The following is a 16,445-nucleotide window of genomic DNA, read 5'->3' as shown; positions in this document are numbered from 1 at the left end:
TGCCCTCCTTATCTTTCATTCAGCACAACAGTGATATGACTTGTTCTCTTTTCGATTCTGTAAGCTCTACCCTGTGCTCTTGGTTTGATTCTCTTCATTGTAGGTCCTTTATTAGCGTAACATTCCTCTACATAAAGGTTTTCTACACTCATTCCGTTGTTGTTCTCAGCATTAGCGATTGCTGATTTCAATAATTTCTCTATTAAGCTAGAAGCATATCTTGGATTATAAGTCACAATACCAAGTGCTGTCTGTACATCCTTACCTCTGATGGCATCTAATACGAAACATGCTTTCTGAACAGAAACTCTAGCGTAAGATAACTTAGCGCTCGGTCTTGTGTCTTTCTGTGCATTTCTCTCTCTTTTGATTTGGGATCTATGTCCTTTTGCCATGGATGAAACCTCCTTTCAAATCTACGATATTCTAGCGAACGCCAGATCTTTTTTCATCTTTTCCATGTCCTCTGTAAGTTCTGGTAGCAACAAACTCTCCAAGTTTGTGACCAACCATATCTTCTGTAACATATACAGGCACATGTCTTCTTCCATCATGAACTGCTATTGTATGTCCAACCATCTGTGGGAAGATTGTGGAACGACGGGACCAGGTTTTAATAACCTGTTTCTGTCCTGCTGCGTTCATCGCATCTACCTTTTTCAGTAAACTATCATCTGCAAATGGTCCTTTTTTAAGTGAGCGAGCCATAGGTTCTAACCTCCTTGTAAACTTTAATTGAATTGATTAATTAGTTAATCGCTTTACCGTCGCGTCTTCTTACGATCATCTTATTAGAATGTTTGTTTTTCTTTCTTGTCTTTAAGCCAAGAGCAGGTTTACCCCAAGGTGTACATGGACCTGGACGGCCAATACCTGTCTTACCTTCACCACCACCATGTGGATGATCGTTAGGATTCATTACGGAACCACGAACGGTAGGTCTGAAGCCCATATGACGTTTTCTACCAGCTTTACCAATATTGATCAGGTTATGATCACCATTACCAACAACACCAATCGTTGCTCTGCAAATGATCGGAACCATTCTCATTTCACCTGAAGGAAGACGAAGTGTTGCAGTTTTTCCTTCTTTTGCCATTAACTGAGCGCTGTTACCTGCTGAACGAACTAACTGTCCGCCTTTTCCAGGATACATTTCAATATTGTGAACCATAGTACCAACCGGAATATCGGATAACGGCATACAGTTACCAATTTTCACTTCTGCTTCTGGTCCATTCATAATTTTCATTCCATCTTTTAATCCCTGAGGAGCTAAGATGTAAGCTTTTTCGCCGTCTGCATAGCAGATTAATGCAATATTAGCAGTTCTGTTCGGATCGTATTCGATTCCGATTACAGTTGCCGGAATACCATCTTTTTTATTTCTCTTAAAATCGATGATTCTATATTTTTTTCTGGATCCGCCTCCGCGGTGTCTTACAGTGATTTTACCTTGATTGTTACGACCAGAGTTTTTCTGAAGAGAAACTAATAAGCTTTTTTCAGGTTCGCTCTTTGTGATTTCTACGAAATCAGAACCGGTCATATGTCTTCTGGAAGGTGTATATGGGTTATATGTCTTAATTCCCATTATTGTCACTCCTTTCAATATTTATTGTCACGCTTTTCTTGCGTATATTTTAGTTGCGGTTGATTCTATAATCCTTCAAAGATTTCGATATCTTTGCTTTCTTCTGTCAAAGCAACAATTGCTTTTTTCGTTTTAGCAGTTTTTCCAACAGTAGTTCCACGTCTTTTTTTCTTACCATCCATATTCATGGTATTAACGCTTTTTACCTTTGTTCCTTCGAACATTTTTTCAACTGCTTCTTTGATCTGATTCTTAGTAGCTTCTGTATGAACTAAGAAAGTATATTTCTTCTCGCCCATAGCATTCATGCTTTTTTCTGTAATAACTGGTTTAAGGATTACATCATAATATTGTATTGCAGCCATTATGCGTACACCTCCTCAATTGCCTCTACAGCAGCTTTTGTTAAAACAACTGTATTATATTTTAAAATATCGTAAACATTGATTGTGCTTGTAAGAGCAGTCTGTACACCCGGAATGTTTCTTGCAGATAACACTACATTGTTGTCATTCTCTTTTGTAACAACTAAAGCTTTGTTTAATTTTAAGTTGTTCAATACATTCTGCATTGCTTTTGTTTTTACTTCATCTAACTTCAGGTCATCAAGAACGATTAATTTGTTCTCCTGTAATCTTGAGGTTAATGCAGATTTTAAAGCAAGTCTTCTTTCTTTCTTGTTCATTTTGAAAGAATAATCTCTTGGTGTTGGAGCAAATACAACTCCGCCGCCCGTCCACTGAGGAGATCTTGTTGAACCCTGTCTTGCATGACCGGTTCCTTTTTGTCTCCAAGGTTTTCTTCCACCGCCGGAAACTTCTGAACGAGTTTTCGCTTTCTGTGTTCCCTGACGTTTATTAGCAAGCTGGCTTACAACTGCCATGTGTACTAAGTGATCATTAACTTCAACACCAAATACAGCATCGTTCAGCTCCATTGTACCAACTTCATTGCCTTCCATATTGTAAACAGATACGTTTGCCATCTGTGTGTTCCTCCTTTCCTATAAAAGCCTATTTACCAGCTTTTACTGTTTCTTTGATTGTTACCATAGATTTCTTAGGTCCTGGTACAGCACCTTTTACTAAAAGCAGATTGTTTTCTACATCAACTTTTACAATTTCCAGATTCTGGATTGTAATCTGTTTAGCTCCCATGTGTCCCGGCATTTTCTTGCCTTTAAATACTTTACTTGGATCAGATGCAGAACCATTTGAACCAGCATGACGATGGAATTTAGAACCGTGGGCCATAGGTCCTCTGCTCTGATTATGTCTCTTAATCGCGCCCTGGAATCCTTTTCCCTTTGAAATAGCAGTTGCATCAATCTTATCGCCAGCTTCAAAAATGTCAGCTTTGATTTCCTGTGCTACTGAATATTCCTCTGCATTGTCAAACTTGAATTCTCTGACATATCTTTTATAAGAAACACCAGCTTTGTCAAATTGGCCTTTCATAGGTTTGTTCACTAATTTTTCTCTCTTATCAACAAAACCTACCTGAATTGCTTTGTAACCATCATTTTCTTCTGTCTTAACCTGAGTTACTACACAAGGTCCAGCCTGAAGTACGGTTACTGGAGTTAAAACTCCGTCTTCATTGAAGATTTGAGTCATTCCGACTTTTGTCGCTAAAATCGCTTTCTTCATTCTTTTTACCTCCTGTTTTTCTACAGCGGATTACACCGTGTTGTGCAATCATCCTAGTCAAACAGTTAATATAAGTGGAACTTTTCGTTACTTCTATATCAACCTTTTAGGATAATCTCTGTTCGAATACCTGTTTCTTATTTGCTTTTCATTTTGATATCAATATAAACACCTGCTGGCATTTCCAGTCTGGATAATGCATCAACCGTCTTCTGGGTTGGTGTCATGATATCGATCAGTCTCTTATGAGTTCTCTGCTCGAACTGCTCTCTGGAATCTTTGTACTTGTGTACAGCTCGTAAGATTGTAACAACCTCTTTCTTAGTAGGAAGTGGTACCGGTCCACTCACCTGAGATCCGTTCTTCTTCACAGTTTCGATGATTTTCTTTGCGGATGCATCAATTAATTGATGATCATACGCTTTTAATGTAATTCTCATTACTTGACTTGCCATAAAAAAAGTCGCCTCCTTTTCGCACTTAATTGCAGTACGACAAGCGGTGACTGTACACTCTCCCGTGTGTATCATCTTAATACTACACGTTGTTTCCATTCTTTGATGGACAGTTATATATTGTACAGTGACTTGTCGCCAGTTTTCTAACTTGACATTCGCTCCATGGAAAACCTGCAGATTAAACTGCAGCAACCTCACACTTCTACGCTATCAAGGTCACAACACGAATGATTATATAGCATAAGCCTCGCAAATGCAAGGGTTTTTTAGGAAAATTTGTATTTTTTTTTGTACACAGCTATTTATTGGTAATTTTTCGTATTTTAATCTCTTTTAGAACCTGTTCATCGTTAAAATCAGGGTTTTCCATTATTATCCTGCCGATACCGGATACCAGGGGTATCTCCATCTCCAGCAGCTCAGCAATGTCCGCCGTCTCCCAGCCTTTATTTATCTGCTTTCGGATTAAAGTAATACAAAGTAGCTCTTTTCCAGCTTCTCTGCCTTCTGCGATTCCTTCTTTCTTCCCCAGTTCCCGTTCCTCAATCCCATGAATTCTAAGTACTTCTTCCATATTACACTGTGCATACAGCATTTGATCTGCCCGGCTTCCATACTTGTCCAGGAAATCCGACACGATTCCTCTGCGCCTGCAATCCTCTATTCCGCGACTGACTGACGCTTTCTTACCGTATCCCATCTTCAGATTCATTCTGATACTTTCTATAAATATAGAATACTCTTTCAATGCACGGCACTTCTCTAAAAGGGGATGATTGGCATCCAGGTTTATGTTGATGACTTTTACCGTCAGTTCAAGTGCCGGCTCGCCGCCATGTGCCTCAAAAACATCAGATAAACGAAGTGTCTCTTCTGTCATGCTGTCTCCTTCGCCATTATAAAAAACATAAAACTTCGGCCATGGTATCAGCATCCTTTTCTTTTGATATATTTCTTTGGAATCTAATAGGGATTCCACTATTCTTCCGTAATAAATCACATCCTGTACCGGAATATTCCGGGTTTGGCCCGTCAGGTGTTCACTGATAACCAGCATTTTGCCGTTAACGGCAAATGCAAGATCATTTTTCCCAGTCATAAACAGTTCATCTTCCTGAGCCAAATAATCAATCTGGGATGGGTCTGTACATTTTTCAGATTCTATAGCATTAAATAGTTCCATTGCATTTTGGGGCTCTCCAAAGTATGCTGCAAATGCGCTTGCTTTAAACCCTGTGTTTGAATAATCTCTGCTGTTGTTTTCTTTCAATCTTTTTCCTCCTATATTTTAGCATATGATTCTGGGTATTACAATGACAAGCAGTAAACATAAACCTATGTTATACAACCTGTTATTTACATGTGTTTTTATAACTGAACATCTTTTAAACTGGAATATTTTGAACAGAACTGTCCGGAAAAACGAAATGTTTCTTCTATTATATAGTGTATTAGTTTAAATAGCAATCACTAATCTTGTAATTTCAAAAAAGGAGAATCCAGAAAGCACTGCCGGATTCTCCTTTTTCATTAAAATAATATTTTCTTAATTTTAGCCTTCTACTCTTTTATTCGCCACATCATCAAATTCCTTCAGCATCTCTTCATCCGGAGCTGCTGTCATGAGACTCACTGCAATAATCAGTATAATACTGATGGCAAAGCCAATAACCAGTGAGTATAAACCGGTGGAGGCTCCAAGCGTCTGTCCTCCAAACGGAATATAATCCCAGACAATAACTGTCAGTCCCCCGGAAACAATACCTGCTATAGCACCTGCTATATTAGTTCTTCTCCAAAATAAGGAAAGTAATACAGTCGGCCCGAATGCTGCGCCTAAACCTGCCCAGGCATTGGAGACCAGCCCCATAATGCTGCTGTTTGGATTCAGGGCAATGATGTATGCCAGCACTGCAACAGCAATGACAGTGATACGGCTGAGTTTTAATACATGTTTTTCTTCTGCCTTTGGATTAATAAATCCCTGATATAAATCTTTTGATACGGAAGATGCCGTTACCAGCAATTGAGAGTCTGCCGTTGACATAATCGCTGCCAGAATACCACAGAGGAATATTCCTCCGATAAACGGCAGTGCCAGATCTTTTGTAAACAACTGTGTAATCATGGCAATGAAAACATTTTCTGCTGAATCTGCTCCTGCGCCGCCTAAAAGTGTCGGATACAGGTATGCTCTTCCGATGACCCCGATGATTACTGCCATACCAAGGGATATCAATACCCACACAATCGCGATAACTCTGGATTTTTTTAATTCCTTCTCACTTCTGACCGCCATAAAACGTGTCAGGATATGAGGCATTCCACAGTATCCAAGTCCCCATCCTATCTGGGATATAATATCCACTGCCCGGTAGGACTCTCCACCATTATGCATCAGATTTAAATAGGAATCTGCATTTACGCCGCTGGCTGCCAGATTTGCAGTCACCGTGTCCGGACCCATTACAAAATAAGCGACTATCGGTACTACCAGAAGTCCTACCAGCATCAGCATCCCCTGAATAAAATCAGTAAGGCATACTGCAAGGAATCCTCCCATGAATGTATAAGCCAGAATAACGGCTGCCCCTATCGTTAATGCAACGCGGTATTCAATTCCAAATACACCGGCAAATAATTTACCTCCTGCAGCTAATGCAGAAGCCGTATATACGAGGAAGAAAATAACAATAACAATCGAAGAAATCAACAGCAATATTTTCTTCTTATCGTGAAAACGGTTTTCCAGATATTCCGGAAATGTGATTGCATTATTTGCCCTGATTGTATAACGGCGAAGACGGGATGAAATGCACACCCAGTTAAATACGGTTCCAATAAATAAACCGACTGCTATCCATGCCTGCCCTGTTCCCAGTGCATAAACTGCTCCCGGCAGACCCATGAGCAGCCACCCGCTCATATCAGAAGCCTGTGCAGACAAAGCCGCCACCCAGCCGCTTAACCCACGGCCTCCTAAAAAGAAATCATCTGTGCTTTTATTCTTTTTCATGGTCACCACACCGATTCCCATCATCATTGCAAGGTAAGCAACAAATGCAATCAATATCCAAATTATAGAACTTTTCTCCATGTACCTTTTCCTCTTTCTCCTTCTTTTTCTTTACATATATTTTAAGAATGCCTGGTATCCCAGATACGCTTCATATATATCCACCTTGCTGGTAATCTCCCACGGTGCGTGCATGTTCAGTACGGCAACACCGCTGTCAATAACCTCCATACTGTAATTCGCCAGGATAAAAGCAATGGTTCCGCCGCCGCCCTGGTCTACTTTTCCAAGCTCTGCTGTCTGGAAACTGACCTGGTTTTCATCCAAAACCCTGCGTATGTCTGCAATATATTCCGCATTGGCATCATTGGAGCCGGATTTTCCCCTTGAACCGGTGTATTTGTTAAATGTCAGTCCCCTGCCTAAGAAAGCACTGTTGTTTTTCTCCATAACACTTGGATAGTTCGGGTCAAAGGCAGCACTTACATCGGAAGAAAGCATCTTAGAATTTTTCAGGGCACGGCGCAGCTTTAACTCACTGTAGTCTCCGGTACAGTTCATAACCTCAGCAACCGTATTCTCAAAAAACTTAGACTGCATACCGGTTGCCCCCACGCTTCCGATCTCCTCTTTATCCACTAAGAGGCAGACTGCCGTTCTGGTTGTGTTAGCCAACTGCAGCATAGCCATGTATGATGGGTAAGCACATACACGGTCATCCTGTCCATATCCCATAACCATACTTCTGTCCAGGCCGTAATCCCTTGCTCTTCCCGCAGGAACAGCTTCAAATTCTGCAGACAGGAAATCTTCTTCTTCTATTCCGTACTTTTCCTTGAGTATCTGAAGAATCTGGGCTTTTACCGGCTCTTTATCATCTCCGTCTAACGGAATACTGCCTATTAATATGTTCAGGTCTTCCCCTTCAATAACTTTATTTGCTTTTTTCTCCAGCTGGGTACCGGATAAATGAATCAATAAATCAGAAACTCCAAATACAGGTTCTGACATCTCTTCTCCAATGGAAACTTCCACAATGCTTCCATCTTTTTTCGCTGCAACACCATGCAGGGCAAGGGGATGTGCAACCCACTGATACTTTTTCACACCGCCATAGTAGTGTGTTTCCAGCATTGCGAGATCATTATCCTCATATAATGGATTCTGTTTCAGATCCAGTCTCGGTGAATCAATATGTGCTCCCAGAATATTCATACCTTCTTCCATGGGTACTTCTCCGATATGAAACAGCGCAATTGTTTTTCCCATATTTGCAGCATATACTTTATCCCCTGACTTTAAAACTCTTCCGGAAGAAACAATTTGATCCAGATCCTCATAGCCAAAAGACTGTACCTGCGCAATCACTTCTTTTACACATTCCCTCTCTGTTTTACATTTGGAAATGAAATCTTTATATCCTTCATTAAAAGCAAATACTTTTTCACGACCTGCCTCATCATATTTTTTCCATGCATTTTCCCGTTCCATATTATGTCATCCTTTCTGTTTCTTTTATTTAAAATATAATTACATACCTCTGGATTTCTTTACACATGCCTTCATGGCTTCGATCACAGCACTTCTCATGCCTTTTTCTTCCAATACACGCACCGCCTCGATGGTTGTTCCTCCCGGTGAGCATACCATATCCTTTAATTCCCCCGGATGCTTTCCGGTTTCTAAAACCATCTTTGCACTTCCAAGTACTGCCTGGGCTGCAAATTTATAAGCCTGGGCTCTTGGCATTCCATCGGCTACCGCACCGTCAGCCATGGCCTCGATAAACATAAATACATAAGCCGGAGCACTGCCGCTTACGGAAACTACCACGTCCATTAGATGTTCACTGATTACTTCTGTGGAACCGCATGCTCCCAGAATCCTGCATACCATCTCTAATTCCTCAGAAGACACCAGTTCATTTGCGCAGACTCCGGTAATCCCTTCCCCTACCAGGGCCGGTGTATTTGGCATACAGCGAATAATTTTAAGGGGTTTTTCAAATACATCACCCAGCCACTCAAGAGTCTTACCGGGAGCTATGGACACCACGATCTTATCAACGTTAACTGCATCTCTGATCTCTTTGATTACCGCTTCATAATACTGTGGTTTAACCGCCAATACAATCACATCCGACTGCTTTGCAACTTCTTTATTATCTAAGGTAGTGCAGATGCCGAACTTTGCTTTAATTGCATCCAGACTTTCCTGTCTTGAAGTAGATCCTATAATTTCATCTGCAGGAATCAACTCATTTTTTAAAATCCCGCCCAGCATCGCTGTCGCCATATTTCCACATCCAATAAATCCTATTTTCATTTAAGAACCTCCTGATTTTAATCTCTTTACCATTCTGCAGGTGCATTTCTTTCACACTTTACCATTGAATAGCGCAAGCTGGGCTTGTGCTATTCCTAAATCAGCAGTGTGAAAGCGGTTTTCTTTAACACTTACCCCATGAATAGCGCAAGCTGGCTTGTGCTATTCCTAAATCAGCAGTGTGAAAGCGGTTTTCTTTCACACTTACCCCATGAATAGCGCAAGCTAGCTTGTGCTATTCCTAAATCAGCAGTGTGAAAGCGGTTTTCTTTCACACTTATCTTTCACTTTATCAAATTAACGGGATTCGGTCAAGTTTTTCATTGAATATCCTTACATTTTGAACTATAATGATTAGAAGATTTTCTTTAAGGGAGCGCACCTATGATAAAAGACAATGCTTATATGAAATTAATAGAAGAGATTTCTCTCAATGCATGGCCTTCGCATAAGATCGAACTTTATGACGGATGGCTGATCCGTTTTTCCCACAACTATACCTACCGTACCAATAGTGTAGAGCAGGTTGGCATCTCTAATCTTCCGGTTGAAGAAAAAATAGCATATTGTGAATCCATGTATGCCAACTTTCATACCCCGGTTAATTTTAAAATCAATCCCATGATCGATCCGTCTTTTGACCGGATCCTGGCGGAACGAGGGTATAGCGTGGAGCATATAACTGATGTGATGACTATGCCTATGGAACAATTTCATATGTTCCCTTATGAATCTATTGAATATGAATATTATGGAAGAAACTCAAACCTACCTTCTTCCGTTTTTTATCCGAATGATACGATCGTCCAGCTGCGGGACCGCATTACGGATGACTGGATAACTTCTCTATTTCGTTTAAACGGTACCACCAATCCTACACTCAGGAGGATTGTGCCTTCAATGTTTAAGGCAATCCCAAAGGAAACAATCGTCGCTTTTATCGAAATCGACGGACGTATGGTTGCATCCGGACTGGGTATTTTGGACCGTGCCCACATTGGCCTTTATGCCATTTATGTGGACGCAAGCTGCAGACGCAAAAACTTTGCGCGTTCAATTTGCAGCTCAATTCTGGAAGAAGCAAGAAAAAAAGGTGCTGAGCATGCTTATCTTCAAGTGGTAGATGGCAATACTTCCGCTAAGGACCTTTATATTTCACTTGGATTTGAAGATTTTTATACTTACTGGTTCCGTTCAAAAAGGAACCTGGCAGTCCATAAAGTTTGACTTCACACGAAAGACGCAGAATGCTTTACGGACTAACGGATACAAAATTTAACTAGGAAAGGTAATATGTAATATGTGGATAGCTGATAATTGGAAAGATTACGAAGTAATTGATACTTCTTGTGGAGAAAAATTAGAGCGGTGGGGGGATTATATTCTCGTCCGTCCTGACCCCCAGGTTATCTGGGATACACCGAAAACCAACAGAGGCTGGAAAAAGATGAATGGCCACTACCACCGCAGTAAAAAAGGCGGGGGTGAATGGGAATTCTTTGATCTTCCCCAGCAATGGAGTATTTCTTATAAAAGCCTGACTTTTAATTTAAAACCTTTTAGTTTTAAGCATACCGGTCTTTTCCCGGAGCAGGCGACAAACTGGGACTGGTTTTCTGATAAAATCAAACATGCAGACCGCCCCGTTAAAGTACTGAACTTATTTGCCTATACCGGAGGCGCTACCCTGGCAGCCGCTGCCGCAGGCGCTTCGGTGACCCATGTGGACGCTTCTAAGGGCATGGTAGGATGGGCGAAAGAAAATGCCCGCTCTTCTAATCTGGAAGACGCACCAATCCGCTGGATTGTAGATGACTGTGTGAAATTTGTAGAACGTGAAATCCGACGCGGCAGTCATTACGACGGAATTATTATGGATCCTCCTTCCTACGGACGGGGTCCTAAGGGCGAGATCTGGAAAATTGAGGATGCCATTCATCCTCTCATTAAATTGTGTGCACAGCTTTTGACAGAAAATCCATTGTTCTTCCTGGTAAATTCTTACACCACAGGACTTGCACCAGCTGTTCTGACATATATGCTGGCAACAGAATTAAAACAATTTAACGGAAAAGTCGACTCTCAGGAGGTAGGACTTCCTGTATCCGGCAATGGACTTGTGCTTCCCTGCGGAGCATCCGGCCGCTGGGAATCAAAACCAAAAACCCGATAACTGGTTATTAACTCAAGAAGGAGCTTTGTTACATGGATCTTAATCACGATATGCCGCTTAAAAAGCAACTGTTCACCATCCCCAATCTTATGGGGTATTTCCGTATCATCCTGATACCGGTTTTCGTATGGCGCTACATTACTGCTGACAGCATAACTGATTACAGAATAGCCGCCATCATTGTAGCAGTCTCCGGATTAACCGATATGTTTGACGGGAAAATAGCCCGACGCTTTCATATGATTACCCCTTTAGGCAAAGCACTGGATCCCATTGCAGATAAGCTGACTCAGGGGGCTATGGCACTTTGCCTTGTATTTCGTTTTCAGTGGATGATGCCTCTCTTAATTCTCTTCATCATAAAAGAAGGTTTTATGGGCATCATGGGAATTCTGCTGCTAAGAAAGGGCAAGATGCTAAATGGTGCTATGTGGTTTGGTAAAGTATGTACAGCGGTACTGTATGTCATTATGTTCATACTTTTCCTTTTTCCAAGCATCCCTTTGGCTGCAGCAAACGTACTGATCGTCATCTGCATTGGTTTCATGCTGCTTTCCCTGTTTATGTACATACCGGTATTTGCCCAAATGCATAAAGAAAAATAAGATATCTGTAAACAAGCAACAGCCAGTCCTATGAAAAGTTCACTCATCCTTTTGTTGTGACTGGCTGTTCTAGAGCGTGTTTGAAAATTCATTCCTGCCATCTGCACGCCCCACTTTGTGGGAGATTTGCCCCGAATTAGAGCTCTATCAAGCAAAAATACATCCCGACTGTAAAATAATATTTGCATATGGCGTAATCTCGCCGGTACGTATCACCGCTTTACAGGATTTTGTTCTGTTTTTTAAGTCACTATGGGATATAAACACGATTTCCGGACCCTCTTGCTGATCAGCAAATAATTTTTCAATTTCCAACAGCATCTCATGATTTTTATCTTTGATCTCCTCTGCCAAAATCAGTTTTTCTATTTTCATATCTTCTGATACTACTTTTAATACTTCCATAAATCCAGGATGTCCGAAACTTAATGCTAAATCTATTCTCCTTATTCCATCGGGAATGGGCAGTCCGCAATCTCCGATTGCGATTAAATCTGTATGCCCCATATTAGATAATACTTCTGAGATATCGCTATTTAAAATTCCATGCTTTTTCATCTTTATACCTCCTGCATATCGCTGACCACCAGTGCTTTAATAAGCAGCAGTTTGAAAGAAACTTTCACACTTCCATCTCCTTCATAGCATTCAGCACCTGACTTCGGCATGGCATCCCCCCCTGGGCTCCGAACTTCTCTGTTGACAGACTTGCAGCTGTATTGGCAAACTGCAGTGCATTTTTTATATCACTTCCACTGGCGATTTCAACGGTAAATGCCCCGTTTAAAGTATCGCCGGCTCCGGTGGTGTCAACGACGTTTGCTTTTCTTGCCGGTACTACCAGGATCTCTCCTGAATTCAGGCAAGTTGCTACGCCTCTGCTGCCCTGGGTAATAATCAGCTTTTCCGGATATTTCTTCAACAGTTCCTCGGTAGTCATTTCATCTCCAAATAATATGACTGCTTCGTGTTCATTTGGAGTCAGGTAGGTAACCTTATCCAGAATCTCTTTTCTGACAGGTCTTGCCGGACCTGGGTTCAGGACAATTTTCACCTGACTTTCATAACATTTTTCTATGACGTATTCAATCGTTTCCTGCGGAATCTCATGCTGAAGCAGTACAATATCACATTTCCGCAGTTCATCCAGAATTTGATCCACATATTCCCGATCCACGCAATTATTTGCTCCGGCAACAACGATAATGGTATTGTCATTTTCACCTACCGTAATCAATGCCAGCCCGGTTGATACGTCAGGTATGACTTTTATATGATCTGTAATAACCCCTGCGTTTTGGAGATTCTCAAGCAAGGCTGCTCCTGCATCATCGTCTCCCACACATCCGAACATCTCAACCTGAGCTCCCAGCTTTGCCATAGCTACAGCCTGGTTCGCGCCTTTCCCACCGGGTATATAGTGTACATCTTCCCCGCGTAAGGTCTCCCCCTTTAACGGTATACGCTCTGCTGTTACCGTCATGTCCATATTAATGCTCCCTACTACTGCTGTTTTCATACTATTCTCCTTTTCTGCACTCTTTAAATTTCATTAGACGTATTTAACGTTGTTTCCCTTTTTATCAGCTTCACTTCAAATAATTTCTTTATAGCCTCTTTTCCTTCTACTGCACGAATCAATGCTTCCACAGCTGCCTTTCCCATTTCACCAATGGGCTGGGATACTGTTGTCAGCTCCGGTGTCACTAACCTGCTGAGGCTGATATTGTCAAATCCAATAAGCTGTATGTCCTGAGGAATACGGTATCCCTTTCTTATCAGAACCTTATATACGGAAATAGCTACCATATCATTCGCGGCAATAATACCATCTGTCTGCGGAAACTTTTCCAGAATCTCCCTTGCCTTGTTCAGTCCATCCTCATAATCATACCTGCAGTCAATAACCGATTCCTGCAGCCCTCTTTCACGGCAGACATCCTGATATCCCTGATAACGCCGCCGTGCACTGGAAAACTTGAGCGGTCCTCTCATATGCACGATATGCTCACAGCCGCAGGATATCAGATATTCCATTGCTATCCTGCCTCCAGTATAATGATCGGACTGAATGCAGGCACTTTCCCCGCCTCCATCTAGCTGCCGGTCGATCATCACAACCGGTATCCTGCATTTGTGCACCTCGTTCTCCATCTTCTCCTGGTTTGTCATTAGAATAATACCATCTGCATTCATCCGGTCCAGTAAACTCAGATTCTTCTTTTCTTTCTCCAGATCATTATTCGAATTGCAAAGGGTTAAACGATATCCCCGCCGATAGCTTTCCTCTTCAATCGCCTTTGCCAGTTCATTGAAAAATGGATTTTCTATATTCGGAACGATCATTCCGATAATCCGGGAAGACCTTTTAAAAAGGGAACGGGCTACTTCATTTGGTTTGAAACCGGTTTCTTGTATTGCATTTAAAACCCTCTGCCTCTTTTCCTCATCTACATTTGCTGTTTCATTCATAACTCTGGATACCGTAGCCGGAGAAACTCCCGCTATTTTTGCCACATCACGAATACTTACCATATACAGAACCTCCATGTCATCACTTTGAAACCCGTTTCAAGATATTTATATTATATTCTTTGCTGTATTGGGTGTCAAACGTTATTTGCCTGAATTCTTTTTTTCATCATTTCAGATATTATTTATATTATTTCCCTGTGAATTCCACATAGGATTTATATAATTTCACTAAATAAAATATATTTGAGATTATACTCAAAAACTGAGAGACTGCACAAAAGGACGGAAACAGGAATATTGCTTTCCCATTTCCGTCCTTTCCAGACTGACTATACAGCGACCGAAGTCGGCTGTCCATTTCCATTTACCAGTTCTTTTATATCCTGTATATCATGACTAAGGTCTAAATCCTCTGTTAATACTTCGGCTATACTCATACAGTTATTTCCCATGCGTTCAAGACTATGCAGCACTGCTGTAAATTCTACCGTGAAATCCGGACTGCACTTTCCTTTTTTCAAACGATCCATATGATTCTTCAGTAAACGCACCTCTAATGAAAGAATATCCTGTTTCTGTAATATAACATTGCCTGCATTTTCGATATTGCCTGTCTGAAGCGTATTGATACAATTATCAAGCATCTCACTGATGCTTTCCATAGTCACCTGAATTTCTTTCACGGCATCTTTTGAGAATCGGAATCCTTTTTCCTGCTTACTCCTGGACGCCCGGGCGATATACAGTCCGTTCTGTGCCATGCGCTCCGATTCTCCCAGAACATACATGTAAGATGCCGTCTGTCTTGCCTGATCTTCTGTCAGTACCCCGTCAGCCATCAGACCTGACATATGCTTCACTGCCTTTTTCTGTACAGAATCAATCATCTCAGCCATATGTTCTGCCTGTTTCAAAGCATTCTCATCTCTATTAATAAATGCATTTTTAGAATCCAATAGTACTGTCCTGACGTTCTGGGCTACATGGATTACTTCTTTACGAATCAGATGCAGGGCAAATACCGGTTGATTCACAATGGTAGAATCAATAAACATCGGCTCATTTTCTCTTGCCTCATTATCATCTTTACCGGGAATAATCCACATTACAATCTTAACCATAAGCCAGATTAAAGGAAGCCAGATTAACGTATTCGCAATATTAAAGGTTGTATGGGCATTGGCGATCTGTCTCGAAATTACATCAACTTCATTTCCTTTTGGTGAAATCCACTGTACGAATTTTGCAAACCATGGGATGATACAGATAAACACCAGACTTCCGCTTATGTTAAATACACTATGTGCCACTGCGGTACGTTTGGCATTCCTGGACTGCCCTACCGATGCCAGAAGTGCTGTTATTGTAGTACCGATGTTGTCACCCAGAAGAATCGGTATCGCACCTGCAAGTCCGATAACACTGGTAACTCCATCCGCTCCCGGCTGAATTGCAAAATTCTGTAAAACTGCAATGGTTGCGCTGCTGCTCTGTACTACCAGAGTCATAACCGTTCCCAGCAATACACCCAGCACCGGTATTTCAGATACTTTTGCAATCATATCTGTAAAGATCGGACTGGCAGCTAATGGCTTCATTACGTCACCCATTGTTATTATTCCTACAAATAGTAAACCAAATGCAAAGATAGTCTGACCTACACTCTTTACTTTTTCTTTTTTTGAGAAGAAGAAAATCACGAACCCGATAAATACAATCGGCCATATGTAATCATTAATTTCAAAAGCAATTATTTGGGCTGTCATCGTTGTTCCGATATTAGCACCCAGAATAACAGAAATTGCCTGGGGCAATGTCATCAGACCTGCACTTACAAAACCAATTACCATTACTGTCGTTGCACTGCTGCTCTGCAAAACTGCTGTTACAAGAGCTCCGGCCAGAACTCCAAGCACCGGATTCTTTGTCAGAAATCCCAGAATCATCTTCATTCTTTCTCCGGCGGCTTTCTGAAGTCCCTCGCTCATCATGTTCATACCATAAATAAATAGTGCCAAACCACCCAATAGACCAAAAATCGTCTGCAATGTACTATTCATACCTTTTCTCCCTTAAACCTGTAAAATTTTTATTATAAAGGCAGATTATCATAACTATGTAAAATGTAATCCGAAGTTTTGTAAAGTTCT

The 16,445-nt window shown here is 41.3% G+C and carries 19 protein-coding genes; 4 read left to right on the top strand and 15 right to left on the bottom strand.

Annotated elements, in window-relative coordinates:
* Positions 1 to 8 precede the first annotated feature (8 nt).
* The 11 genes from rplV to proC all read right to left on the bottom strand — a co-directional run bounded on the left by rplV (position 9) and on the right by proC (position 9,042).
* Positions 9 to 395, bottom strand: coding sequence for a 50S ribosomal protein L22 (rplV, locus tag QR40_RS05560; RefSeq protein WP_027296182.1), 387 nt, complete (start codon positions 393 to 395; stop codon positions 9 to 11).
* A gap of 31 nt (positions 396 to 426) precedes the next feature.
* Positions 427 to 708: a 30S ribosomal protein S19 gene (rpsS, locus tag QR40_RS05555; RefSeq protein WP_027296181.1), complete on the bottom strand. Its 282-nt coding sequence runs from the start codon at positions 706 to 708 to the stop codon at positions 427 to 429.
* A gap of 40 nt (positions 709 to 748) precedes the next feature.
* A complete protein-coding gene (gene rplB, locus QR40_RS05550) occupies positions 749 to 1,594 on the bottom strand; it encodes a 50S ribosomal protein L2 (RefSeq protein WP_027296180.1) in 846 nt (281 codons plus the stop codon).
* A gap of 65 nt (positions 1,595 to 1,659) precedes the next feature.
* Positions 1,660 to 1,959, bottom strand: a complete 300-nt coding sequence (rplW, locus tag QR40_RS05545; protein WP_027296179.1) for a 50S ribosomal protein L23 — start codon at positions 1,957 to 1,959, stop codon at positions 1,660 to 1,662.
* Positions 1,959 to 2,579 (bottom strand): 50S ribosomal protein L4, encoded by a 621-nt coding sequence (gene rplD, locus QR40_RS05540; RefSeq protein ID WP_027296178.1) that lies wholly within the window; start codon positions 2,577 to 2,579, stop codon positions 1,959 to 1,961. Before rplD ends, rplW begins: the two co-directional genes overlap by 1 nt.
* A gap of 28 nt (positions 2,580 to 2,607) precedes the next feature.
* Positions 2,608 to 3,243 (bottom strand): 50S ribosomal protein L3, encoded by a 636-nt coding sequence (gene rplC, locus QR40_RS05535; protein WP_027296177.1) that lies wholly within the window; start codon positions 3,241 to 3,243, stop codon positions 2,608 to 2,610.
* A 137-nt stretch (positions 3,244 to 3,380) separates the two neighbouring features.
* The gene (gene rpsJ / locus QR40_RS05530; RefSeq protein ID WP_027296176.1) at positions 3,381 to 3,698 is read right to left on the bottom strand and encodes a 30S ribosomal protein S10; all 318 of its coding nucleotides are present in this window, start codon (positions 3,696 to 3,698) and stop codon (positions 3,381 to 3,383) included.
* 301 nt (positions 3,699 to 3,999) lie between these two features.
* On the bottom strand, positions 4,000 to 4,971 hold the full coding sequence (locus QR40_RS05525; RefSeq protein ID WP_027296175.1) for a hypothetical protein: 972 nt from the start codon (positions 4,969 to 4,971) through the stop codon (positions 4,000 to 4,002).
* Positions 4,972 to 5,253: 282 nt separating this feature from the next.
* Positions 5,254 to 6,798, bottom strand: coding sequence for a sodium/proline symporter PutP (putP, locus tag QR40_RS05520; protein ID WP_044293835.1), 1,545 nt, complete (start codon positions 6,796 to 6,798; stop codon positions 5,254 to 5,256).
* 30 nt (positions 6,799 to 6,828) lie between these two features.
* Complete coding sequence (locus QR40_RS05515) at positions 6,829 to 8,208, bottom strand: aminopeptidase (RefSeq protein WP_044293833.1); 1,380 nt, start codon at positions 8,206 to 8,208, stop codon at positions 6,829 to 6,831.
* Between the two features lie 39 nt (positions 8,209 to 8,247).
* A complete protein-coding gene (gene proC / locus QR40_RS05510; RefSeq protein ID WP_044293831.1) occupies positions 8,248 to 9,042 on the bottom strand; it encodes a pyrroline-5-carboxylate reductase in 795 nt (264 codons plus the stop codon).
* Between the two features lie 384 nt (positions 9,043 to 9,426).
* On the opposite strand from proC, the gene QR40_RS05505 reads away from it, so the two are divergent.
* The 4 genes from QR40_RS05505 (at position 9,427) to QR40_RS33520 (ending at position 11,960) form a co-directional block, all read left to right on the top strand.
* The gene (locus tag QR40_RS05505; RefSeq protein WP_044289685.1) at positions 9,427 to 10,269 is read left to right on the top strand and encodes a GNAT family N-acetyltransferase; all 843 of its coding nucleotides are present in this window, start codon (positions 9,427 to 9,429) and stop codon (positions 10,267 to 10,269) included.
* 73 nt (positions 10,270 to 10,342) lie between these two features.
* Positions 10,343 to 11,215: a class I SAM-dependent methyltransferase gene (locus QR40_RS05500; protein WP_027296170.1), complete on the top strand. Its 873-nt coding sequence runs from the start codon at positions 10,343 to 10,345 to the stop codon at positions 11,213 to 11,215.
* Between the two features lie 32 nt (positions 11,216 to 11,247).
* Complete coding sequence (locus QR40_RS05495; protein WP_242849159.1) at positions 11,248 to 11,820, top strand: CDP-alcohol phosphatidyltransferase family protein; 573 nt, start codon at positions 11,248 to 11,250, stop codon at positions 11,818 to 11,820.
* A 56-nt stretch (positions 11,821 to 11,876) separates the two neighbouring features.
* Entirely contained in the window at positions 11,877 to 11,960 is an 84-nt protein-coding gene (locus QR40_RS33520) for a DUF6783 domain-containing protein (RefSeq protein WP_416389829.1), read from the top strand.
* 7 nt (positions 11,961 to 11,967) lie between these two features.
* On the opposite strand, the gene rbsD is transcribed toward QR40_RS33520, so the two are convergent.
* The 4 genes from rbsD to QR40_RS05475 all read right to left on the bottom strand — a co-directional run bounded on the left by rbsD (position 11,968) and on the right by QR40_RS05475 (position 16,355).
* Complete coding sequence (gene rbsD, locus QR40_RS05490; protein ID WP_044293823.1) at positions 11,968 to 12,378, bottom strand: D-ribose pyranase; 411 nt, start codon at positions 12,376 to 12,378, stop codon at positions 11,968 to 11,970.
* Between the two features lie 64 nt (positions 12,379 to 12,442).
* A complete protein-coding gene (gene rbsK / locus QR40_RS05485) occupies positions 12,443 to 13,339 on the bottom strand; it encodes a ribokinase (RefSeq protein WP_044293821.1) in 897 nt (298 codons plus the stop codon).
* 23 nt (positions 13,340 to 13,362) lie between these two features.
* Positions 13,363 to 14,355, bottom strand: a complete 993-nt coding sequence (locus tag QR40_RS05480) for a LacI family DNA-binding transcriptional regulator (protein WP_044293819.1) — start codon at positions 14,353 to 14,355, stop codon at positions 13,363 to 13,365.
* 269 nt (positions 14,356 to 14,624) lie between these two features.
* On the bottom strand, positions 14,625 to 16,355 hold the full coding sequence (locus tag QR40_RS05475) for a Na/Pi cotransporter family protein (RefSeq protein ID WP_044289684.1): 1,731 nt from the start codon (positions 16,353 to 16,355) through the stop codon (positions 14,625 to 14,627).
* Positions 16,356 to 16,445: the final 90 nt, after the last annotated feature.

The sequence above is a fragment of the Robinsoniella peoriensis genome, assembly GCF_000797495.1.
GTDB lineage: Bacteria > Bacillota > Clostridia > Lachnospirales > Lachnospiraceae > Robinsoniella > Robinsoniella peoriensis.
The sequence above is the reverse complement of the archived record's forward strand: the minus strand, read 5'-3'. Positions and strand labels throughout refer to the sequence as shown.